General features: G+C 57.4%; 18 protein-coding genes. 8 read left to right on the top strand and 10 right to left on the bottom strand.

Annotation, left to right across the window (positions count from 1 at the left end; translation table 11 throughout):
* Together ACW4QM_RS10745 and ACW4QM_RS10740 are read right to left on the bottom strand one after the other, a co-directional pair.
* Nucleotides 1–813, bottom strand: an 813-nt coding sequence (locus tag ACW4QM_RS10745; RefSeq protein WP_451918266.1) for an N-acetylmuramoyl-L-alanine amidase family protein, incomplete at its 3' end; no start/stop codon positions are given.
* A 76-nt stretch (nt 814–889) separates the two neighbouring features.
* Complete coding sequence (locus ACW4QM_RS10740; protein ID WP_173113615.1) at nt 890–4036, bottom strand: GH25 family lysozyme; 3147 nt, start codon at nt 4034–4036, stop codon at nt 890–892.
* A 265-nt stretch (nt 4037–4301) separates the two neighbouring features.
* Here ACW4QM_RS10740 and rfbB point away from each other — a divergent pair, with 265 nt between their 5' ends.
* The 8 genes from rfbB to ACW4QM_RS10700 all read left to right on the top strand — a co-directional run bounded on the left by rfbB (nt 4302) and on the right by ACW4QM_RS10700 (nt 12104).
* Nucleotides 4302–5315, top strand: a complete 1014-nt coding sequence (gene rfbB / locus ACW4QM_RS10735) for a dTDP-glucose 4,6-dehydratase (RefSeq protein ID WP_114539815.1) — start codon at nt 4302–4304, stop codon at nt 5313–5315.
* 58 nt (nt 5316–5373) lie between these two features.
* The gene (locus ACW4QM_RS10730) at nt 5374–6633 is read left to right on the top strand and encodes an ATP-grasp domain-containing protein (protein ID WP_173113617.1); all 1260 of its coding nucleotides are present in this window, start codon (nt 5374–5376) and stop codon (nt 6631–6633) included.
* Between the two features lie 2 nt (nt 6634–6635).
* A complete protein-coding gene (locus tag ACW4QM_RS10725; protein WP_197745937.1) occupies nt 6636–7082 on the top strand; it encodes a triose-phosphate transporter family protein in 447 nt (148 codons plus the stop codon).
* A gap of 2 nt (nt 7083–7084) precedes the next feature.
* Nucleotides 7085–7432, top strand: a complete 348-nt coding sequence (locus tag ACW4QM_RS10720) for a multidrug ABC transporter (protein ID WP_114539817.1) — start codon at nt 7085–7087, stop codon at nt 7430–7432.
* A 17-nt stretch (nt 7433–7449) separates the two neighbouring features.
* Nucleotides 7450–8370: a glycosyltransferase family 2 protein gene (locus ACW4QM_RS10715; protein ID WP_173113620.1), complete on the top strand. Its 921-nt coding sequence runs from the start codon at nt 7450–7452 to the stop codon at nt 8368–8370.
* 36 nt (nt 8371–8406) lie between these two features.
* Nucleotides 8407–9432: an NAD-dependent epimerase/dehydratase family protein gene (locus tag ACW4QM_RS10710; protein ID WP_173113623.1), complete on the top strand. Its 1026-nt coding sequence runs from the start codon at nt 8407–8409 to the stop codon at nt 9430–9432.
* 2 nt (nt 9433–9434) lie between these two features.
* Nucleotides 9435–10628, top strand: a complete 1194-nt coding sequence (locus tag ACW4QM_RS10705; protein WP_455798443.1) for a hypothetical protein — start codon at nt 9435–9437, stop codon at nt 10626–10628.
* Nucleotides 10629–10733: 105 nt separating this feature from the next.
* Nucleotides 10734–12104, top strand: a complete 1371-nt coding sequence (locus ACW4QM_RS10700; RefSeq protein WP_173113629.1) for a sodium/glutamate symporter — start codon at nt 10734–10736, stop codon at nt 12102–12104.
* An 81-nt stretch (nt 12105–12185) separates the two neighbouring features.
* Here ACW4QM_RS10700 and rfbA read toward each other — a convergent pair whose 3' ends face one another.
* From rfbA to ACW4QM_RS10660, 8 genes are all read right to left on the bottom strand, one after another.
* The gene (gene rfbA, locus ACW4QM_RS10695) at nt 12186–13079 is read right to left on the bottom strand and encodes a glucose-1-phosphate thymidylyltransferase RfbA (RefSeq protein ID WP_455798442.1); all 894 of its coding nucleotides are present in this window, start codon (nt 13077–13079) and stop codon (nt 12186–12188) included.
* A 27-nt stretch (nt 13080–13106) separates the two neighbouring features.
* Nucleotides 13107–14711, bottom strand: coding sequence for a hypothetical protein (locus ACW4QM_RS10690; RefSeq protein WP_417003678.1), 1605 nt, complete (start codon nt 14709–14711; stop codon nt 13107–13109).
* A 269-nt stretch (nt 14712–14980) separates the two neighbouring features.
* Nucleotides 14981–15901 (bottom strand): acyltransferase, encoded by a 921-nt coding sequence (locus ACW4QM_RS10685; RefSeq protein WP_173113638.1) that lies wholly within the window; start codon nt 15899–15901, stop codon nt 14981–14983.
* A gap of 10 nt (nt 15902–15911) precedes the next feature.
* The gene (locus tag ACW4QM_RS10680; RefSeq protein ID WP_114539825.1) at nt 15912–17165 is read right to left on the bottom strand and encodes a DHHW family protein; all 1254 of its coding nucleotides are present in this window, start codon (nt 17163–17165) and stop codon (nt 15912–15914) included.
* 8 nt (nt 17166–17173) lie between these two features.
* Complete coding sequence (locus tag ACW4QM_RS10675; RefSeq protein WP_114539826.1) at nt 17174–18700, bottom strand: MBOAT family O-acyltransferase; 1527 nt, start codon at nt 18698–18700, stop codon at nt 17174–17176.
* Nucleotides 18701–18832: 132 nt separating this feature from the next.
* A complete protein-coding gene (dltC, locus tag ACW4QM_RS10670) occupies nt 18833–19087 on the bottom strand; it encodes a D-alanine--poly(phosphoribitol) ligase subunit DltC (protein WP_114539827.1) in 255 nt (84 codons plus the stop codon).
* Nucleotides 19080–20264, bottom strand: coding sequence for a D-alanyl-lipoteichoic acid biosynthesis protein DltB (gene dltB / locus ACW4QM_RS10665; protein WP_114539828.1), 1185 nt, complete (start codon nt 20262–20264; stop codon nt 19080–19082). Before dltB ends, dltC begins: the two co-directional genes overlap by 8 nt.
* A gap of 12 nt (nt 20265–20276) precedes the next feature.
* A partial coding sequence (locus tag ACW4QM_RS10660) for an amino acid adenylation domain-containing protein (RefSeq protein ID WP_455798441.1) occupies nt 20277–21846 on the bottom strand: 1570 nt, incomplete at its 5' end.

The following is a 21846-nucleotide window of genomic DNA, read 5'->3' as shown; positions in this document are numbered from 1 at the left end:
GGACGGGTCGAAGTAGTACTTCACCCCGTTGAAGCTGCGCCAGCCAGTGAGGGCGCGGCCGTCCCAGTCGAAGAAGCTCTTGGTTCCGTTCTTCCAGGTCACCCAGCCCTTGACCATCTTCGAGTCGGAGTCGAAGTAGTACCAGCGACCGTCCAGCTTCTGGCTCCATCGCAGGCTCATGGCCGTGGACGGGTCGAAGTAGTACTTCACCCCGTTGAAGCTGCGCCAGCCAGTGAGGGCGCGGCCGTCCCAGTCGAAGAAGCTCTTGGTTCCGTTCTTCCAGGTCACCCATCCTGTCTGCATACGGCACTCATCGTCGAAAAAGTACCAGATACCCTCGATTTTCTGACGACCGGCTACCGCCAAGCCATCGGCACCGAAATAGTAGCGAGCACCATCCACAATCACCCAGGCATCGACAGCGAAAGATCCGTCGGCATACTCATAGCGGAAAGAGGAGCCTTCCGCAAGAAGGCTCCTCTCTCGCTCGTCCGGAACGACATCGTCAGAATCTTCGGCGCCACCGGCGGCGTTCTCCGCACCAGCGTCTTCAGACTGAATCTCTGGCCGGACTGACACCGCACCACCGAATTCAGCAGCATCCGCCTCTTCGGTACCGATAGCGAGAGCATCGCCATCGACCGGCTTGTCCCCCATGACAGCCTCAGAAGGCTGCGCCTCGGCCTGCTCCTCCCCATTCGTTTCCGCGGCGTAAGCCATTGCAGGCATCGAAAAGCAGAGCAAGCCGGCTAAAAAAAGACTCGTCACTTTACGCACCCGAAACGACAAAGCGCCCCGTTCCCGTTTCTTCATGCTGGTACATCCTCCTACGCAAAACCATTAGACAAAATATCAGTATACCCCAATACATCATTCGAATGCCGAGCGACTAACGATAGCTTGGCACCAGAAATGTCAACCCCGTCTTGGCCTGGCCCACGCTGGCAGAGGCATAAATTGCATTCATAAGCGATCCAATTTTAGTCGCCCAATCACGATCAGTCGCATACTGGTGACCCACCGAGCCATAACGCGCATACTCCACGTAATTCCATCGCATTTTATAAAGAGTATTCTGACTAAACGCATTATTGAGATAGTTGGTGGCGATCCAGCGAGCCGCCCCGTGGATTGCCTTCTCAGGAGTATCCCACCCATTCTTGATGGCCAAAGCTCGACCTCCCGACAGCGGACTGGAATCATAAGCGCCGATCCCGTAAAAATTGTAATACGTTCCCTTCGGCCATGTCTTGCCATCTACTAGCGTCTTTCCGTCATAGACATAGCCCTTGGCCAACGTAGACGTTCCCCATCCACTCTCCAAGATTGCATGAGCCAAAAGATACACCTCGTTGACCCCGTAACGGCGCGCAGCGTTCACAAACGCCTCTCCGTTGCCCGCAAGTGTGCCGGTTCGCCCATTTGCAGTTGAGGCGATGTAGGCATCTAACTGAGCCGCCGACACCATACCGGAATAGCCATGATTCAACTGGGCGAATTGGTAATATCCACTCGTACCTGCTCCACAGCTCGTCGGCGTCATAGATGCGACAATATCAGCTTGGGTATATTTCAGGGCAGAAGGACACGCCCTAAGTTCTTTGGCCGCCAAAGTAGCCAACGAGACGCCCGTAGCCTCGGTCTTGGTCTCCGATTTGGCGCCTACTAACTCAGAGCGCTCATTGAAGTAGTAGGACTGCCCGTCGATGACCTGCATACCCCGCAACGACTGGCCATTGGAAGGATTAAAGTAGTAGGTCTTACCGCCTATGGTTTGCCACTCCATAAGCGCGCGGCCATTTCCATCGAAGTAGCTCTTCGAGCCATCGGCCTTCCACGTCACCCACCCTGTCACCATCTCGGAATCGGTGTTGAAGTAGTACAACGAGCCGTCTATCCACTGGCTCCAACGAACGCTCTTGCCTGAAGACTGCTCAAAGTAATAACGCTTCCCGTTTACGTTCTGCCAGCCGACACGGAGCTTGCCGTCTGATCCATAGTAACTTTTCAGCCCGTCGGCATGCCATGTGAGCAGCCCTGTGAACATAAAGCTGTCGCTGGAGAAGTAGTACCACGCGCCATCGATCTTCTGGCTGTAGCGACGTGAGATACCGGTATTAGGATCAAAGTAGCACTTCCTTCCTTGGAAGCTACGCCACCCGAGCAGTGCTTTACCATCCCAATCGAAGAAGCTCTTAGTGCCATCCTTCCAGGTGATCCAACCAGTCTCCATGACGCTATCGCCATTGAAATAGTACCACGATCCATCGATCTTCTGACTCCAACGCTTTGAGATGCCGTTAGCGGGATTGAAGTAGTATTTCTTATTTCCAATAGTCTGCCATCCCAACCACGCTCGACCGGAGCTGGGATCGAAGTAGCTCTTCGTGCCGTCGGCGCTCCAGGTAACCCAACCAGTCACCATCTGAGACTCACCATTAAAATAGAACCAGTTTCCGTTAATTTTCTGACTCCATCGCAAGCTGATACCGTTGGAAGGGTTGAAGTAGTACCATTCTCCGTCGATTTCGTGCCAACCGGTCAGCGCGGCAGCCTTGCCGTCCTCTCCGGGCTGGAAGTAGCTCTTCGTGCCGTCGGCGCTCCAGGTGACCCAGCCGGTCTTCATGCGGCACTGGCCGTCGAAGTAATACCACTTCCCATCGATCTTCTGGCTCCACTTCACAGCCTTGCCATCGGAACCGTAATAGTAGGCGTAGCCGTTCATCCACGCCCAGGTGTTGGGCGTGCCGGTGAGCACCACCTCTTGGGGCGTCGAGGAGAACGATGTGAACGAGAAGTTCACATCGCAGTTGCCAGACACGCCACTCACTTGGCCAGACTCCGTGAATTGCCAAAGATCGGAAGAGAACGTCACGTCAGGAGCGCCGATTGCGCTCCCGGGATATTGTGCAATCCATCGGCTCCAGGAGCGATTGTTGAAAACGGGGCTTGTCAGGTATTTCTCCCACCAAGTCTTGTTCGCGTAAATACCCACTTTGTATCCCGCAGCTTGAATCTTGTTGCAAAATGTTTCTGCAAGCTGGCCGCGCTGAGCATCAGTCAAGCTCAGCTGGCTATCATCTTCGAGATCGTAGTAGATGGGCAACGCCAAATCACTCGGTTTCAGGTTCGCATGATCTGAGTCCAATAATCTTAGAACATGCTCAGCTTCACTCTGAGCGCTTGGAGCTGAACCTGTCGCTTTCTTCGCGTAGGAATAGAGGTAGATGCCGATCTGAATACCATTTTTGCGAGCGCCTTCAACGTTTTGAAGAAAGCATTTGTCGTCCTGCTCCTCGATGTCGCTTCCGTAACCACATCTTATGATAGCGAACGTAATGCCAGCGGCCTTCACCTTGGCCCAGTCAATACTCCCCTGGTGAACCGACACATCGATGCCAACGGCCTTGGCACCGGAAACCGTAACCCGCTTCCCGCCCAGAGTATAGGTGGTGGCCCCGTTCGATGAGGTCCAAGTCGGCGTCGTGCTGCTTGCCGTTCGAGCGCCTGGGGCGGCAAGGGAGCCTAGCGCTACACCGTCCTCGTAACGCCAACTGTTCTCAGGCCCCTCGGGAACCCATGTCGTTGAACTCCCTTGTCCAGAAGATTCTTCCTGTACCTCGGCGGCGGCAAGCGCCTCCGCCCCAAGACCTTCCCGAAACCCCGCATCATCGACCTCGCCGAACGTTCGATCCCCAACGCCTTCTGCGCCACCGCTTTCGGGGAGAGCTCCCTTATTGCCGGCATCAGACTTGCTGTCGACCGACGTCGCCCTATCGCCCGCCTCGAGCTCGGCGAGCGCGTCCGGAGCGGTCGACGAGGGCTCGGTGGGAATCGGCGCATCGAATGCAGGGGGCTCGGTCGCCTCGATGTCGGAGACATCGGCGTCGAACTCATCGCCCAGAGCCGGAACGGCGGGCACGAGGCTGGCGGCAAGGGCCACGGCGAGCACGGAGGAACTCGACTTCGCCCAATATCCTTTGCGCAAAGCGGGCTTGGCGTGCTTCGCGCGTTTGGCGACCGAGCGATTGACCATGGTGCAACCTCCTGGGATGTTGTCCGTTTTCTGCTTCATTTCCCAAAATGAGATGTCAGATTCTATCAGTCCATTCACAATATGCACATGCTTCTGACAACTTCCCGTAAAAAATCGGCGAAAACGCACGGGGGCTACAGAATCACGGTCCCAAGGGCCTTTTGCTGAAAAGGAGTGTGCCCGTTTTCCCTAAAGTCAACGTAGAGCCAGAATATCCTTTACACTATAGGAAAGTATCACTGCGGCACGAAGGAGCAGCCCGATCATGGCAAGTCCATTCAACCACATCGTCGTCACCGGAGGAGCCGGGTTCATCGGCTCCAATTTCGTGCATTGGGTGCTCGACAACCAGCCCGATGCTCATGTCACGGTGCTCGACGCCCTCACCTATGCGGGCAACCGCGAGAACCTCGCAGGCTGCGATCCGGAGCGTATGACCTTCGTGCATGGCGACATCTGCGATGCGGGCTTAGTCGATCGCCTCTTTGCGGAAGCCGACGCCTGCGTCCATTTCGCCGCCGAGAGCCACAACGACAATTCCATCGCCGATCCCACCCCCTTCCTTCGCACTAACGTCGAGGGCACCTTCACGCTTCTCCAGGCGGCTCGGAACCACGGCGTGCGCTTTCACCACATCTCGACCGACGAAGTCTATGGCGATTTGGCCTTGGACGACCCGAATCGATTCACGGAGGAAACGCCCTATCGCCCATCGAGCCCCTACAGCTCCACCAAGGCGTCCTCCGACATGCTCGTCCGCGCCTGGCATCGCACCTATGGCGTGGAAGCCACCATATCCAACTGCTCGAACAACTACGGACCCTACCAGCATATCGAGAAGTTCATTCCTCGGCAGATCACCAACATTCTGTGCGGCATCCGCCCGAAGCTCTACGGAGACGGCAAGAACGTCCGCGACTGGATTCACACCGAAGACCACTCCTCCGCTGTCTGGGCCATCCTCACCCAAGGGCGTATCGGGGAAACTTATCTCATCGGAGCCGACGGGGAGCGGAGCAACATAGATGTCTTGCGCGCTATCCTCACCGCCATGGGCAAGGACGCCGACGATTTCGATTGGGTAAAGGACCGACCGGGTCACGACCGCCGCTACGCCATCGATTCTACGAAATTGCGCCGCGAACTGGGCTGGTCGCCCAAGCACACAAACTTCGACGAAGGACTGGCCCGCACCATCCAGTGGTACACCGACAATCCCAGCTGGTGGCAGGGCGCCAAAGAGGCCACCGAAGCCAAGTATCGCGCCCAAGGCCAGTAGGACCTGGACAGCAGACAACCACATTGAAGCACGAGTTCGCAGCTAAGGAGCTTTTGTCATGAGCGAAGAAAACCACCGCTTGGTCATTCTCGGATCGATGGACGAGTTCGTCGACCTTGTCGAATGTGCCAAAAAAAGGGGCATCTACACCATCGTTTGCGATGGCTACGAGGACGGTCCCGCCAAAGCCCACGCCGACAAGGCCTATCTGGAAGACGTCCGCCACACTGACGCCATTGCGGAAATCTGCAGGAAGGAACAGGCAGACGGGATCATCGCGTCGTTCTCCGACCTTCTGGCCGAGTGCATGATCGATATCGCCGATGCCGCCGGCCTCCCCTCCTACCTCAAGCCCAAAGGGGAAAAGCTCTTGCGGGAGAAGCCGCTTATGAAGCAGATGTTCCAAGAGCTCGGCATCGCGTCGCCTCGCTACAAGAAGATTCGCCTCGATACGCTAGAGGAAGACTTCGCCGACATGGCGTTCCCTTGCGTCATTAAGCCTGTCAACGGCTACGGCTCCCACGGAGTGTTCGTCGCGAACGCCATCGAGGACGTTCGCGAGCGCTTCCAATCGACCGCAGCCCAATCCACGTTCGACTATCTGATGGCCGAGGAGTACAACGACGGACGAGAATTCAACATCATGACCTGGATCGTGGACGGGCAAGCCCACATCATAAGCATTGCCGATCGCGAGAAAATCGCTTTCGAAGATGGCGAGATCCCCCAAGTCGTCCGGTGCGCCTACCCGAGCCCTCTCACGGCTGAGCTGCAAGACGAAGCCGCTTCCATCGCCACCAAAATCGCCGGTTACGTCGGTCTTGAGAACGGCCCCCTCTGCGTTCAGGCGTTCTATCGGGAAGGCGAGGGGTTAGCCGTGTGCGAGGCGGCCGGACGCATCTTCGGCTACGAGCACGAGCTCGTCACCTTGGGCAGCGGCCTCTCAGTCGAAGAGCTGTTGATCGACTGCGTGTACGACCAACCCGCGGCCAAGGAGCGCGTGCTGGCTCACTCCCCCTTGTTCGCCAACCATGCCGCCGGCCTCTATTTCCACGGCCATGACGGAGAGGTGGCCGACACTTCGTCCATCGATGAACTCGGAGCACTCCCCGGCGTTGTTGAGTATCGTCCCTATTACCGTACAGGCGACACGATCTCCCATGAGCGGGGCGCCAAACCCTACGTCGTGCGCTATTACGTGGCCGGACCATCGCGGGAAAGTGTCGACTCCCTCTCTCGAACCATCATGGGTCGGGCATCGGTGCTCGACCCGGACGGAAACGAGCTGCTGCTTAGAACCGCTCCGATGGCCCACTAGCAATGAGCCCGCACAAGAAAACCGACGGCAGGGCGAAGACGCTCATCGCCCTGCACCTGCTTCTGCTGGTATATTCGCTTTCCGGTATCTTCAGCAAGAACGCGGCCCGCGAGCCCTTCTTGAGCCCGATGTTTATCCTCCTGTACGGTGGCATGCTCGTCATTCTTTTCATCTACGCCATCGGGTGGCAGCAAATACTCAAGCGCCTGTCGCTCTCCATGGCGTTCGCGAATAAAGCAGTCACGGTAATCTGGGGCATGGTATGGGGATTCTTCATTTTCGGGGAGTCTGTTTCCGCCTTGAACATTTTGGGGGCGGCCATGGTCATCGTCGGCGTGGTGCTCTACGCGCGGGCGGATGGCAAGGAGGAGAAGCCAGGCGATCCGATCGATGGCGACCAGTGGACGACCGATGCGCCGGGGAATCTCCCGCCCTTAGGCGGTGAATAGCGATGCTCGAACTTTATGTCGGCGTCTACCTGCTCGGCGTGCTCATCTCGTCAGTATCTCAGGTTCTTCTGAAGAAGGCTGCCATGCGACAGTACGAGACCCCGCTGAAAGAGTATCTCAATCCCTGGGTTATTACCGCCTACGCCCTTTTCTTCGGGGCAACACTCATGACCATCCTCGCCTACAAGGTAGTGCCGCTTTCCATGGGCGCTATATTGGAGGCCACCGCCTACCTGTACATCACGTTCTTCGGTGTGACGATTTTCAAAGAAAAGCTGGGTAGAGACAAAGCCATCGCGCTACTACTCATAGTGGGCGGTATCATTGTGTACTCGTTAGGTATGTCGTAAGCTTACGGAGGAGCTTTATGCTTGTTTCGGTAGTTATCCCCTGTTACTACTCGGAGAAAATGATCGGTACTGTCGTCGATCAAACGCGAGCTGAACTCGTCAAAGCGGGATACGAATACGAATTCATCCTTGTAAACGACGGCTCGACGGACGGCACTTTCGCGGCCATCGAGCAGCTCTGCGCCGCGGACGACCATGTGGTCGGCATCAACTGCGCGAAGAACTCAGGCCAGCACAACGCTATCATGGCAGGTCTGAGAAAGACCGAAGGCGACCTCATCTTGCTGATGGACGACGACATGCAAACCCACCCCTCTCAATGTGTTAAGTTGCTGGACGCCATGGAGGACGGCAGCGACATCGTGTTCGCCTGCTGGGACGAGCACAAGGAAGCCTGGTGGCGCGAGCTCGGATCGAAGTTCACCATTTGGTCGATGCGCGTGCTCACCGATCGCCCCAAAGAGATCTACTCCAGCAACTTCGCTGTATTCCGTCGCCACATCCGCGACGAGGTGGTGCGGTACCAGGGGCCCTACGTCTACATTCAAGGTCTGCTGTTCCGAGCCACGGCGAACATCAAAAACGTGAAGGTAGAGCATTACGAGCGGGCCCAGGGGACATCGGGGTACAGCCTTAAGTCGCTCATTCGTCTCTGGTCCACCGTGCTGAACTTCTCGATGGCGCCTCTTCGCGTTGCCGCAGTGGTGGGCGCAGCACTCGGCGTTATAGGCCTGGTGTCCGCCCTCATTGTTTTCATCATGCGTCTCGCCGACCCCGGCATGCAGGCAGGCTGGCCCTCGCTCATGGCCACCATGCTCACTTGCTCGGGACTCATCATCTTGTTCCTGGGCATTATCGGGGAATACCTCGGACGCATGTTCATGACGATCAACAATGCACCGCAATACGTTCTCAAAGAGACCATCGACAACCGCTAGAAGCAGACCGGACGCAACCATTCGAAAGGAAACCTCGTGAGAAAGAAAATCGTCATCTTCGGTGCTGGGGGCACCCTCGGCTTGTACCTGGTAGATCATCTGTCTCGCCTTCTGTCGGCCGATGAGTGGGAAGTCATCGCAAGCGGGCGCTCCGACATAGCGTTCTTCGACCGCTATGCGCCGCTGGTGCGCTATGTGCAGGCCGACATCACCGACGAGAAGTCGTTCGCCGCACTCCCGCAGCAGGATGTTTATGCCGTCGTCCACTTCGCTGGAGCGCTGCCGGCCTACATGGAAGGCTACGACCCACGCCGTTACGTAGATGCCAATGTCATGGGCACGCTAAACGTGCTCGAGTACGCGCGCACCGCAGGAGCTGATCGGGTGCTGTACACCCAAACCATCTCCGACTATACCGGTTATTTCGGCGAGATGATCGAGCTGGCCGACGACATGCCCCGCAAGCCAGCCATGACCGGCGATCATGCCGTGTACGCCATCACGAAGATCGCCGCTGAGGAGCTTTGTTGGCACTACCGAGCCGCTTACGGCATGGGCTTCTTCGCCTTCCGCCTACCGAATATCTACTGCTTCATGCACGACAGCAAGACCCTCTACCACGACGGAAAGCCCGCCGTAAGCTCCTATCGCCTGATGATCGACAAGGCGCGGGCTGGCGAGCCGTTGGAGATCTGGGGCGATCCCACCAAGGGCATGGACCTCATCTACGTGAAGGATTTCTGCCAGATGATCGAGAAAGCCCTATTCGCTCCTAAGGAGGCCAGCGGCACCTATAACGTCGGCACAGGCGTGCTGACCTCTCTCGAAGATCAGGTTCACAACATCGTGGACGTGTTCTGCGAGCCCGACGCCGTGTCGGATATCAGCTACCGTCCCGAAAAGCACGACTGCGTGAACTACTGCATGAACGTGGATAAGGCACGGGCTAACTTGGGCTATGAGCCGGTTTACACGCCCGTGAAGATGCTCGAAGATTATAAGGCCGAGATGGAGGCCGATCGCTTCGCCGACTTCTTTACCGAGCGCTATGAGGGGCGATAGACATGCCTCTTCCTTTCGATGTTGCTTCCCTCCAGACTCCCTGCTTCGTGTTTGACGAGGCCGAGCTGCGCCAGAACTTCAGTGACTTTCGCCGGGCCTTGGCGGATCACTGGTCGCCCTACGCGAACGTCGCCTACTCCGTGAAAACCAACCCCTTTCCATGGATCCTGGAAGTGGCCCGCGATGAAGGTTGTTATGCCGAAGTCGTTTCCAATGAAGAGTACGCACGGGCCCTCCAGTGCGGCTTCGCTCCCGATAAAATCGTTTTCAATGGACCGATCAAGGGCCGCGATTGGCTGTTTTACGCCCTGGACGCGGGCTCCTATGTGAACCTCGACTCGAAGCGAGAGATCGAGTGGGTGCGCGAGTACGCTGAATCGGGAAAGAGCGCTCGCGTCGGCCTGCGCGCCAACATCCTGCTTGAAAAGCACTGTCCCGGGGAGACGCTCTCCGACGACCGCCACGGCCGCTTTGGCTTCTCTTTTGAAGGCGGGGAGCTCGCACGGGCCATCGAGGAGCTGCGAAGCATTCCGGGCATCGAGCTGCGCGGACTCCACATGCATGTGACTACATTGAGCCGCTCTCAAAAGGTGTACCGGACGCTGGCCGACTTCGCCGTAGAGATCATCCGCTCGTTCAAGCTCGATTTGGACTGGTTCGACATCGGTGGAGGCTTCTATGGTGGTGGCCCGGCCAATGTCGGCGCCTATGATGAGTACGTGCGCACCATTCGAGAGGCCATCGGCGACGCCTGCGACCCAACTCATACTGAGCTCCTCGTCGAACCAGGTGGTGCGGTGGTGTGCACGCCAGGCTACTACGTTGGCCGCGTTATCGATGTGAAGGACATCGTAGACGAGCATTACGTGGTCACCGAGTTGTCGCGCATCAATATCGACCACGAGATGAAGGAGACGTCCTACGTCCACGAAATGGTGACCGGCGCCCAAGAGACGTTGCCCCGCCAGATCATTTGCGGATACACTTGCATGGACAGCGATCGCCTGTTCACAGCCCATGACGAACCGGCTCTTCGGGTTGGAGATGCAGTGGTCATCCGCTATGCAGGCGCTTACTCCATGTCGTTCACGCCGCAGTTCTTCATCGAGTACCCGCCGGCGGTGTACGCCATGGCGCCCGACGGCCAGCCGATGCTGTTGCGCGAACCTTGGAACGAGCAACCGCCGAGAGGCTAATTATTACCTTCCAGCATAGCGCAGTTCAGTGAGGTGCTAGAATCATCTCACTGAACTGCGCGGAGACCATCTATCCGCGTGCGCATATTCGAGGAAAGGTGGTCTATGGAATTCTCGGCTCTTGATTTGACGTTCGACGTGTGCATCATGTCGGCGCTGCTGGTGCTCGGAAAAATCATCCGAACTCGGGTTCCGCTTCTGCAGAACCTCTTTATCCCTTCAGCCCTGATCGCCGGCTTCATCGGCATTATTCTCGGACCCTTCTGCCTGAATTGGGTACCTCTCAGCTCTCAGGCCTCCAGCTACGCCGGTATTCTCATCGCTGTGCTGTTCGCTACTCTTTACCTGGGCCGACGCAGCCAGGGCAGCTTCAAAGAGATGTTCCGTCAAGTAGGCGACACCTTCATGCTGAACGGCGCCGCCGAAATCCTGCAGTACGGCATTGCGCTTATCCTCGGCGGCATCCTTATCGCCACGGTGTTCCAGGGTGTAACCGAATGGTTCCCCATCCTCATGCCTGGTGGCTTCGTTGGCGGCCACGGCACGGCAGCCGCCATCGGATCAGTGTTCGAAGAGGGCGGCTGGGCCGAGGCTACCACGGTGGGCCAGACCTTCGCCACCTTCGGCCTTCTCGGCGGCATCATCAGCGGCATCATCGCCATCAACTACTGCGCCAACAAAGGTTGGACCACCGAGATTCGTAAGGTAAAGGATATGCCCGAGGAGGTTCGCGTCGGCCTGGTTCCCGAGAAGGATCGCACCCCCATGGGAGAGAACACCGTGAACCCCATGTCCATCGATCCCCTTGCGTGGCATGTGGCACTCGTCATGGTTGCCGTGGGCGGAGCCTACCTCATCAATACGGGCCTCAAGATCCTATTCCCGCAGGTGTCGGTTCCTGTTTACGGCATTGCCCTCCTCGTTGGCGTCGCGCTGTTCGCCCTTCTCAAGCTCATCAAACTCGACCGCTATGTTGACCAGCGCGTCGTGTCCCGCATCGGCAGCTGCGCCACCGATTATCTGGTTGCCTTCGGTGTGGCGACCATCAACATCAACGTGGTTCTGCAGTACTGGGCGATCATCCTCGTGCTGTGTCTCCTCGGCTTTGTACTGGTGGCTTTTTATTTCTTCTACATCTCCCGACATCTCTTCTCCGATCACTGGGTCGAGCGCGGCATCTTCATCTGGGGCTGGTCAACGGGCGTTATGAGCATCGCCGTGCTGCTGTTGCGCGTCGTCGATCCTGAGTTCCGTACCACGGCGCTGGAAGATTCTGGATTCGCCTGGATCTTCGTATCGTTCATAGACATCGCCCTGGTGACGTTCCTCCCCATGTTTGTCATACAGGGAGCAGGCGTTGCCGCCGGTATCGTCTGCTGCCTCATCGCCGTGGCCATGCTCGTCGCCACCGCCTTCCTCTACGGCTGGAGAAACAATCAGGGCGTCAAGGTCTTCCCCAAGGGCAAGAAGGCCTAAGCCACCCGTCTACACCAATAAGAAGGGCTCGCCAGTGTTAAACTGGCGAGCCCTTCTTATTGGTTGCAAATGCTTTGCCTCCTAGGAGGCCATATTTCCAAAGAGAATGCGGTTTTCCGCTACCCGCAGCAAATGCTGCCCATAAGCCGTCTTGGCATGGCGCTCGGCCGCATCAAGTAGCACCTCTTTGGTGATCCATCCATTGTTGTAGGCGATCTCCTCCAAAGCGGCTATCTGAAGGCCTTGGTTGTCTTCCACAGCCTTTACGAACTCGGAGGCCTTGTACAAGCTGGGAATAGTACCCGTGTCAAGCCATGCCGAGCCGCGATGGAGAACCTTCACCTCCAGGCTCCCCTCCTCCAGGTACATACGATTCACATCGCTGATCTCCAGTTCGCCGCGATCGGACGGGATCACGTTCTTGGCGAACTCCACTGCGCGGCTATCGTAGAAGTAAAGGCCCGTGACCGCATAGTTCGACTTAGGATATTCGGGCTTCTCCTCAATGGAAAGAGCGCGGCCCTCAGCGTCGAACTCGACCACGCCGAAGCGCTCCGGATCGTCGACGTAATAGCCGAACACGGTTGCGCCGCACTCGCGCGAAGCCGCCTGCTTCAGCAGCGCCGAAAGGCCTCCGCCGTAGAAGATGTTGTCGCCCAGGATAAGAGCGCAGCCTTCTCCGTCGAGAAACTCCTCACCGATAATGAGCGCTTGAGCCAGCCCGTCTGGCGAGGGCTGAACCGCGTAGGACATGTTGACGCCAAACGAAGATCCGTCCTTGAGCAATTCCTGGAAATTAGGCAAATCCGCCGGCGTGGAGATAAGCAAGATATCGCGAATGCCCGCCAGCATGAGTATGGAAAGCGGGTAATAGACCATCGGTTTGTCGTACACGGGAAGCAGCTGCTTCGACGTGACCTTCGTTAGCGGGTACAGACGCGTTCCCGATCCTCCCGCTAGAATAATGCCCTTCATTTCAACCTCGCTCCCACAGATAAAGAACTAATCTGCATAGAATCGTACCACAAGAAGAGGATCAGCGCCCTTCTCGCTCAGAGGAACCTCGTCTACAACTTCCGCCTTTGCATCTTTGCCATAATGCTCGCGCAGATAGCGCGTCAGTTGCTCTATAGCCTCTCTGCGCCGGGTCACGAAGTAGGTTTCTGGGCGATCGAGAAGACTCTTTATGGGATTGGGAACACCTATCTCCTCATTATGGGCGCGCACCAAAGGAGACCCCTGCGTCCAGCCGCCCATAAGGGCCGTCGACCCCATGAACGACGCCGGGGGCAGATGGCGATATTTCAGCTGCTTCTCGAGCTGCGTGAAGGTCGTCGTGTCCCATACATAGACGACGCCTGACTCCGTGAACCTCTTCACCAGATCGTTGCTCTCGACAAAAGCGCTGCTCTTCTCGAATTGATCGATGCGCTCGACGTTGAAAGTGGGGGCCCATTTCAGCACAAGCCCCACTACGCATAACAGGGCGAATACTACACCGATGAGCGCCGATGTCGTTACACGCCGTAACCCTACAGGCTTAGCTGCGACAGGCGCGGGGGGTCTAATGGTGAGAAACGCGACGAGACATGGCAGCAGAGAAAGAACCCACGTGGAATACTCGACACGAGCTGGCAAACGGCCCGTGTACCGAAAGAGCACGCAAGCCGCAAAGGCCCCGCCAAGAGACAGGACAACCGCCGCAAGCACCCGTTTACGTCCGAGGAGCAGCGCACAGGCGGCAATACATGCTAAAGAGACAGTCAGCAGAGGGGACTTGACCAAGTGGCGCCCCTCGGCAAGGAAAGCGGTCGGCAAACTGCGGTCTGCCACCGGCTCTCGAGCAATATCGGACACCTCCATAAGCAAATCGGAGGTGATGTAGTCGGGATCGGCCGTAATCCAGTTGCGCATGAGCCAGTAGTCGCTCTCCGAAACGCCGATTGACGCCAGCTCGTCTCGCACTTCGTCGTAATCGCTCATGGGGTAATCAACCAAAGCGTAGCGAGCGTCATTGTACTCGAGCCAATCGGCCCACTTCGGCTCAGCCCACACCGCCTTGTCGAAGGCCAAGGCGCCGCCAACACAAAGCCCGACAGCTATCATGCAGACAAGAGCCCTAACGACTAGAGTCTTAGCCCGCTGGAACTGTTCATGCCCGAGACGAACGAGCAACCCCGCGAAAGCGAGGGCAAGAAAGGGAGCAGAGAGAAGCAAGACAAGGGCCCGCCACATGAATCCCAACGTCACCAATACAGTGCCCGCCACACAGGAGGAAGGAGCCCTCCGCATAGTACCGGAGCAGCAGCAGAGCTCGCCTGACGTAACGCACAGCGCCGCGACCACGGTAAAATTGCTCCCCAAGGTGCACTTCGGCATAATGAAGTACGCAACAAAACCGATGCAAGCGAGCGAAAGCCCGAGCGGAGCATGGCGCAACAGGATGTAGCAGAACGAGAAAAATGCCACCGTCACAGCGAGACGTTCGATCACGAGAAACCAGTTCAACTCCGGTATGGCGATATTGAGCTGGTAGATGATGCCGTTGAGCACCGCACTGGTAAACAGGCATTGGCCGCCGTCGGGATAGAGTCCTGAAAGGACCATCGAGATCCCCAAATCGTCATCAGGGCCTCGGTAGTCGTCGTTTAGGACAAGAATCCCAACCACAAAAAAAGTGAGGGCAAGCGCTGTCGCAACGCAAGGCGCAACTGGTCGACTCTCAGCGGGGCAACACCCCCAAACCTTCAATGCGCGTCGAACGCGCTCTACAACCCTGTCTGACATAGCCCCACTTCGTTAACGCACAACAGCTTCGATGAACAACAGAACGACAAGATGCCATTGTACCTCAAAGAAGAAGCTGAGGCGATGGCTCAACGACGACGCGATCGCAACCTCAGGAACTCAAAGGGCCTGAACGATGAGCCGCGATTTCCAGATGCTGATGAAGTCGCCGCCTCTGCAATGGCGAAGCGGTTCTTCCCCTTGTCCTCGTAAGCACTTTGCACGAGAGCGATACGCTCCTTCGCATCGGCAACTCCGGCCAGTCGATTTGCTAGCCGCACGAGACCCGACTGATCGCGCTGCGGCGCATTGGCGTAAACCCATTTATCAGAGGCGAATGTCTGAGAGGCAGCCGTCTGCTCGGCAGTCCAGCCGTGGACGCAGGCACCGTCGAAGAAAATCCCACGAGCAATTTGCCGAGCGGGATTGCCCGCCCAACTTGTGTTCGAAGGGACCGTCTTGCCGGCCACTACGGCAGCGCCACCGACAATACTTCCAGATCCAATAGCCGCGCCCTTCAGCAGCATGGCAGATTGACCGAGCCATACATGGTCGCCTATCACCACATCGCGGCTAGGATTAATGCGCCTGCCATCTTCTGCCCTGTACACCAAATGAGGGTCGGCAGTCCTTATCCACACATCAAAGGAAAAAAGGCCTCTGTCGCCAATAAGCACACTGCGCCGCTCGGATACAATTACATGGAGTGAACCGTTGGTGTACGTCGACGAGCCCAAGGCAAACGTGCATCCAGCATGCACCGTTGCATCCAGCCACAACGAGGTGTTTCCGCTCGCCAGGTAGACGATGGCACCGGGGCCAGCGAAAACCAGCTTGCCTCCCGTCAAGGTTACATCTTCGCCACAGCACAAGATGCACTTTCCCGTATGAGCCTTCTCGGTAAACACAATTTGCGCATTCTTCATTTTCGGCGGAGGGCCCAAAAGAACATTGTCGGTTTCTTGGAAAAACCGCTCAACCTCTTCAGTGGTCTTCAATGTAACGTCCATTGAGCTCCCCCTATTCGCGCATATCTTCCGGCTCAAGAGCATGTTCCGTCGCTTGCGCCAACATGTTCGGACTCCGCATTATGAAAAGGACGTCGGACACATCCTGGTGCTGAGCAAGAAACGCATCAATCGTCTCGTCGTCGTGACGGGGGTCAAGCACGTAGGTTGTTCGATAGTGAACCGCCAGGAACCGCTCCATACAATTGGAATACGAGTCTGCGACAATGAGCAGATCCTGCCGCGAATCCGATTCCTCGTTCTCCAAGGTAATAAGCCCGTAATCGGTATGGAAATACTCGGCATAGCGACTGGTGAAAGCATTGGCACCTACATTGGCCGCTTGGTAGTTCTTCCAATGCACAAGCGAGTCCATAGAAGCCTCAGCCCCGTCAATAATGATCGATAGCTGAGGGAAATCAGCGAATTCGTAGTCGATCATTTGATCCACGTATCGCGTTTCCAACCCACGTCGCGCGAACGTGCCCCGAAAGGATGGCGCGTCATAGGTCACAAGACGCGCGGGCACAAGAAGTTCGTCCCGAAAACCGAGAGCGCTCGCCATGCGCTCATAAGCCCGAAAAGCTCCTTGGATATTCCAGTGGTGATCAGTGGAATTCCACCCATCCGCAAACTCGTCGAACGTGACGTTGCCGTCTATCCATTGGAAATGGCCGCCTTCGTCCTCGAAGATCGAGGATAACTCTCCGTAGGTAAGTGGATTGGAGATGAGTTTCGCCGTCGGGGATCCCTCAACATTCATAGAGTCGGGGCCCATATACACGAAGAACCGTTGCTCGGGATGTCTCAAACTCAGGGCGTCGAGTCCATCCCGAATATGACTGGCCGTTGCAAGGGTATCGCCGGTCGCCTTTTCGGCTATTTCGAGCAGACGGTGCCGACTCGGCATCTCCGCAATAGACGAGCCATAGAAAGCGGGGTAGCACTCCCAGCCAAAGAGCGCATTCGAAGTCTCGATGGCTGAGCGCTGGAGAGCTGCATTTGCGAGAAGAGCCGTAGCCTTCATGGGAATGCAATTGCCCACAGCATCCTCAGCGGCTATCTGAAACTCTCCCGAGCTGAACCCCTCGAGGGAAGCATAGGCGGCCGGATCGGCTTCTACGACACCGCCAGAAAGATAAGCCGCATCGTCAGCCGTGAACCAAGAGGGAAGAGCAACCCCCCCCCATGAGGCTAATCCGATCAGGGCGGGGCCGCAAAGCAACAGGCAGAGCACGCCGGCGAACAGGATATTCCGCAGCTTCATAATGCCCCCTAAAACTGGAAGTAAATAAACGGGTTGTACGAGCTGGAGACCACCGACATGCAGCTCAGGACGAAGACGGCCAGAAGGGCCACGTCGGCGAGCACGTTCACGGCAGTCACGGCGCGGGCGCGGCCGGCGGGCACGGGGCCCTCGCAGACCACCTGGCAGGGCGGCACGGCGGTGTTACCCTTCTGCGGAGCGGCGACGATGGCGCGGTGCGGGTCGCCCTCGGCCCAGGCCTGGATCTTCTTGCGCAGCCACGGCGCCCAGGGCAGCGACCCCACGATGAAGACGGGCACGAGGCTCACGTAGCTCCAGGACTGCAGCTCCCACAACGTGGAGGTACCGAGCCACCCGTAGGCGCCGAACATGGCGCAGAACCACTCCCCCACGTTCGAAAGCCCCGTCACGGCGAACAAAAGCCACCCGAAGAAGAACAGCACGACGCACCAGATATGGCTCACGAACCGCGGCAGCTTATCGAGCACCTTCATGACTAAGAACTTCTCCAACAGGATGAGCACGCCCCAGTACAGGCCCCACAGAAGGAAGTTCCACGCGGCGCCGTGCCAAATGCCCGTCAGGCCCCACACGATCATGGTGTTAGCCACGAAGCGCGGCGTGCTCACGCGGTTGCCGCCGAGCGGGATGTACACGTAGTCGCGGAAGAAGCCGCCGAGCGACATGTGCCAGCGGCGCCAGAACTCCGTGGCCGACTTCGACGTGTAGGGGTAGTTGAAGTTGCGCGGGTACTCGAAGCCCATCATCTTGCCGAGGCCGATGGCCATGTCCGAGTAGCCGGAGAAGTCGAAGTAGATCTGGAAGGTGTAGGCGGCCACGCCCGAGAAGCAGCCGATGAAGCCGATCTCGGCCGCCTCGCGGGGCAGAAGCGAGTCGGCCAGCACGCCGGCGGTGTTGGCGAGCAGCACCTTCTTGCCCAGGCCCACGCAGAACAGCCGCAGGCCCTGGGCAAAGCCCTCCAGCGTCGCGCGGCGATGGTCGATCTCGTGCTCGATGTCGGCGTAGCGCACGATGGGGCCGGCCACCAGCTGCGGGAACATGGCGATGTACATGCCGAGGTACAGCGGATTCTTCTGCACCTTCACCTCGCCGCGGTAGACATCCACCACGTAGGTGATGGCCTGCAGGGTGAAGAACGAGATGCCGATAGGCAGCGCCAGGTTCAACTCGGCGATGAACTCCTCGCCAATGGCGCGGTTGATGTTCTCGGCCAGAAAGCCCTGGTACTTGTAGAACCCGAGCACGAGCAGGTTGGCTGCGAGCGCCGCCACGAGCCAGAAGCGCTTCGGCGCCGTCTTGCCCTCGCCGCACTTGCCTATGATGAAGGCGAACAGCCAGTTGAAGCAGATGGAGGCCACCATGAGCCACACGTACACTGGCTCGCCCCAGGCGTAGAACAGAAGCGAGAACAGCAGCAGAACCACATTCTTCGCCGGCCGCCACGGCATGGCGAAGTACACCGCCAGAAACAGCGGCAGAAACGCGAACAGAAAAATAGTGCTGGAGAAGACCAACGCGAGTCCCTTCGAACTGTCATCCCGTCAATTTAGCTCAGGCAATGATACCTTAACTTTTCCTTAACGACGCATCAGCGCCGAAATTAGCATCATGCCCGCGGAGGGACCGAGGCGCGCCTCGCATAATCGCTATTGGGCATCGTAGCGAATCTGCACCTGATAGATGATCTTATTAACCGAATTCATTTCCTCACGCTCCACCGCCGTAGGCGCAATGGTCACGCCGAATTCCGTCTCGATGGCCACCAGCAGTTCAATGGCTGCCATAGAATCGAGCAACCCCTCCTCGAACAGATCGGCGTCGCGCTCTTCGCGAATAATCTCGTCGTCGCAAATCTCCTCGATGAGCTCGAGCATGCGCTCCTCGACGGAATTCTCAGCCATTGGTCAAACCTCCTATGACAGTGTGCATTTGCCCAGAGAAAATAGCCATGCCAAGCATGACCAGATTAATGGTAACAAACCATTGGAGAACCTTGTACCATTTCTTTTTCTTGTGCTTCTTGTGAAAGGAAGATTTCTTCTGGTACACGTCGGTGGCGCCCATGAGAACGCCATAATAGGCGCCATAGACCAGATAGTCCACGGTCAGCCCGTGCCAAGCGCCCATGAGCATGAAATTCGCCATGTAGCCCGCACAGGCCGTCTGAAGTCGGTCTTTGAACAGCTTGCGACGCGTCGCCGACTTCACCGCGCGCATGAACACGAAATCACGTAGCCACGTGGACAGCGTCATATGCCAGCGATCCCAGAAATCGCGCACATCGAGAGCAAGAAAAGGGGCGCGGAAGTTGCGCGGCGTCTTAATGCCGAAGCAGTAGCTGGCCCCCATGGCCATAAGGGAATAGCCAGCAAAGTCGAAGAACAGGTAAAAGCCGTACATATAGGCATCTTTCACCTGGGCGCCCAGCTCTTGCCACCAAGGACCGTCGCCCAAAGGAGCAGGGGTGAAGTAATGGTGGAACACCGTGCCCAACACTTTCTGATACACTGCTCCCACCAAAAGCAGCATAATGCCGCGAGCCAGCAAGTCCGCATACTCAGAAGCGGTATACCTTCGGTTCGCATCCTCAGTGAACCGCCGGCTGCGATCGATGGGGCCGGATGTGAAGGGTGTGAAAAACACCAAGAAGTACAAGTAATCAGTGAAGTTCATATCTTCAATGAGGTCATCTCGGATCTCGATAATGACCTGTATTGCCTTGAATGTGATGTAGGATATCCCCAGAAATCCCATGAGGTTCTGGTCGAATACGGCACCGATTTTGTAAACGACTAGAGGGGCAATAACGGCCGCGAGTGCCAACCGGTACTTCCAAAGCGCCTTTTGCCCCGACCGCCAACTGGAAAGCTCCCAGAACGTAACCGCACAGGCGATGGCGATGAACGCAACGAAAGCGAGCATGCCCTCCAAGTTCTCGCCGAAGAGCAGGAGCAGGAACGCCAACGAGGCCGCCAGTCCGTAATACTTGATGCGGCGCCCCGAGAAGCCGAGAATGGCCGCAGGTACTATGGCAACGGCCAGAAACACATAGAATGCCGGATCGATATAGAAGTTCATAATTGTCGAGCCCTACGCCAACGCCTTGCGATCGATTTTGCCATTGACGTTCAAAGCGAATTCCTCATGAAAGACGATCTTTTTGGGCACCATATAGTCGGGAACAAGTTCCTTAAGGGCCGTCTTAATGGCGCGCGCTCGAGCGAAGTCGGCCGTCATCCCCGGCTCAGCAAGACGTACGTGAGCTACGAGATGAGTCACCTTCCCGTCGCGATCGGCGGGAAGCACCACCGCCTCGGCCACTTCAGGTATCCGGACGAGGGCCTGCTCGACGTCGGCCAGCTCGACGCGAAACCCATTCAGCTTCACTTGGAAATCGAGACGGCCCAAACAGAAGAGCCGACCATCCGCGTCAAGATAGCCCTTATCACCGGTTTTGTAGCAACGCGTCACAGCGCCATCGGAGCCTTCCCTCTCGGAGAATACGGCCTCCGTCAGATCGGGACGGCCATAGTAGCCCGCCGACACCGTGTTTCCCGCAAGGTATATCTCTCCCACTTCCCCGCAAGGCAGCTCCTCACCGGTTTCCGGATCGCGAATAAGGGCACGCACGCCATCGCTCAAATAGCCCACGGGCAAAGGATTCACCTCACGTGCCAAGCTCTCGTCTACCACAATATCGGTGACCGCCTGAGTCTCGGTGGGGCCGTAGGTGTTGAGAACCCTCGCCTCGGGAAAACGTTCGATGATCTTCAGGGCCGTAGCGTTGCGAAACACCTCTCCGCAGAGAATGACGTTGTCGAGCCGGGGCAGGAGATCCTGGTCGAAAGAAGGATCAACCAGGCACATCTCGATAAAGGACGGCGTCGAAATCCATGTTGTAAGGTCACTTGCAGCCAGAGCGCCGAACGTGGCCCTCATGGACTGCTCGTCTTCGGACTCCAGGGAGAACAGGGTATAGCCCGAGGCCAAACCGGCGATAATGTCGAACAGGCTCACATCGAAGGTGTAGGGCACGCGGTTGAAGCTGACGCCGTCGGGCCGCTCGGGGAAAAGTGCGCGGAAATAGTCCATAAAGGCGTCCACGCAGCGCGAGGGCATCTGAACACCTTTGGGGCGGCCGGTGCTCCCCGAGGTGAACAACAAATAGAAGGGCGTCTCATCGGCAATCCAGCGGGAACTGTCCCAGGAGCGTCCCGCCAGGGCCGCCTCGCGAACAACGGCATCTCCGACGACTGAATCTGCCAGCGATGCATCGCCGGGAAATTCGTCGTCAGACAACGTGATAACAAGAGGGTGCCCGATCTGATCCAAGATGTCGTTCACGCGATCGGACGGATAGGCGATGTCCACCGGGGCATAGGTCAGACCGGCCTTCGCAGCGGCGATAAAGCACACGAGCATGAGAGGCGACTTGTGGCCGTAAACCACCACGGGCTTGCCCTTTGGAGACCATTCGGCAAAGGAAGCGGCAAGAGAGTCGGACCAGGCGTCCAGCTCGGCGTAAGTCAGGCGCTGGCACGCATCCTCCTTTATCCGAGAATTCCGACAGTCAACCAGTGTAGGGATGAGGGCGTGCTCATCTAGCCGCCGCGGCAGGGTGGTACAATCACGCTGCCAAACGTAGATTTGCGCGGGTGCC

It is taken from the genome of Adlercreutzia sp. CNCM I-6207, from assembly GCF_977072305.1.
Note: the sequence above shows the minus strand (reverse complement) of the source record. Positions and strands in the feature narration are given on the sequence as shown.

What these genes read in the sequence shown, in the direction of transcription:
- dltC (WP_114539827.1), bottom strand. Translation starts at nt 19,087, where the DNA reads ATGGCTGAGAATTCCGTCGAGGAGCGCATGCTCGAGCTCATCGAGGAG.
- ACW4QM_RS10685 (WP_173113638.1), bottom strand. Translation starts at nt 15,901, where the DNA reads ATGGACGTTACATTGAAGACCACTGAAGAGGTTGAGCGGTTTTTCCAA.
- ACW4QM_RS10740 (WP_173113615.1), bottom strand. Translation starts at nt 4,036, where the DNA reads ATGGTCAATCGCTCGGTCGCCAAACGCGCGAAGCACGCCAAGCCCGCT.
- ACW4QM_RS10705 (WP_455798443.1), top strand. Translation starts at nt 9,435, where the DNA reads ATGCCTCTTCCTTTCGATGTTGCTTCCCTCCAGACTCCCTGCTTCGTG.
- ACW4QM_RS10720 (WP_114539817.1), top strand. Translation starts at nt 7,085, where the DNA reads ATGCTCGAACTTTATGTCGGCGTCTACCTGCTCGGCGTGCTCATCTCG.
- ACW4QM_RS10690 (WP_417003678.1), bottom strand. Translation starts at nt 14,711, where the DNA reads ATGGTCCTTTCAGGACTCTATCCCGACGGCGGCCAATGCCTGTTTACC.
- dltB (WP_114539828.1), bottom strand. Translation starts at nt 20,264, where the DNA reads ATGAACTTCTATATCGATCCGGCATTCTATGTGTTTCTGGCCGTTGCC.
- ACW4QM_RS10725 (WP_197745937.1), top strand. Translation starts at nt 6,636, where the DNA reads ATGAGCCCGCACAAGAAAACCGACGGCAGGGCGAAGACGCTCATCGCC.
- ACW4QM_RS10700 (WP_173113629.1), top strand. Translation starts at nt 10,734, where the DNA reads ATGGAATTCTCGGCTCTTGATTTGACGTTCGACGTGTGCATCATGTCG.
- ACW4QM_RS10715 (WP_173113620.1), top strand. Translation starts at nt 7,450, where the DNA reads ATGCTTGTTTCGGTAGTTATCCCCTGTTACTACTCGGAGAAAATGATC.
- rfbA (WP_455798442.1), bottom strand. Translation starts at nt 13,079, where the DNA reads ATGAAGGGCATTATTCTAGCGGGAGGATCGGGAACGCGTCTGTACCCG.
- ACW4QM_RS10730 (WP_173113617.1), top strand. Translation starts at nt 5,374, where the DNA reads ATGAGCGAAGAAAACCACCGCTTGGTCATTCTCGGATCGATGGACGAG.
- ACW4QM_RS10680 (WP_114539825.1), bottom strand. Translation starts at nt 17,165, where the DNA reads ATGAAGCTGCGGAATATCCTGTTCGCCGGCGTGCTCTGCCTGTTGCTT.
- rfbB (WP_114539815.1), top strand. Translation starts at nt 4,302, where the DNA reads ATGGCAAGTCCATTCAACCACATCGTCGTCACCGGAGGAGCCGGGTTC.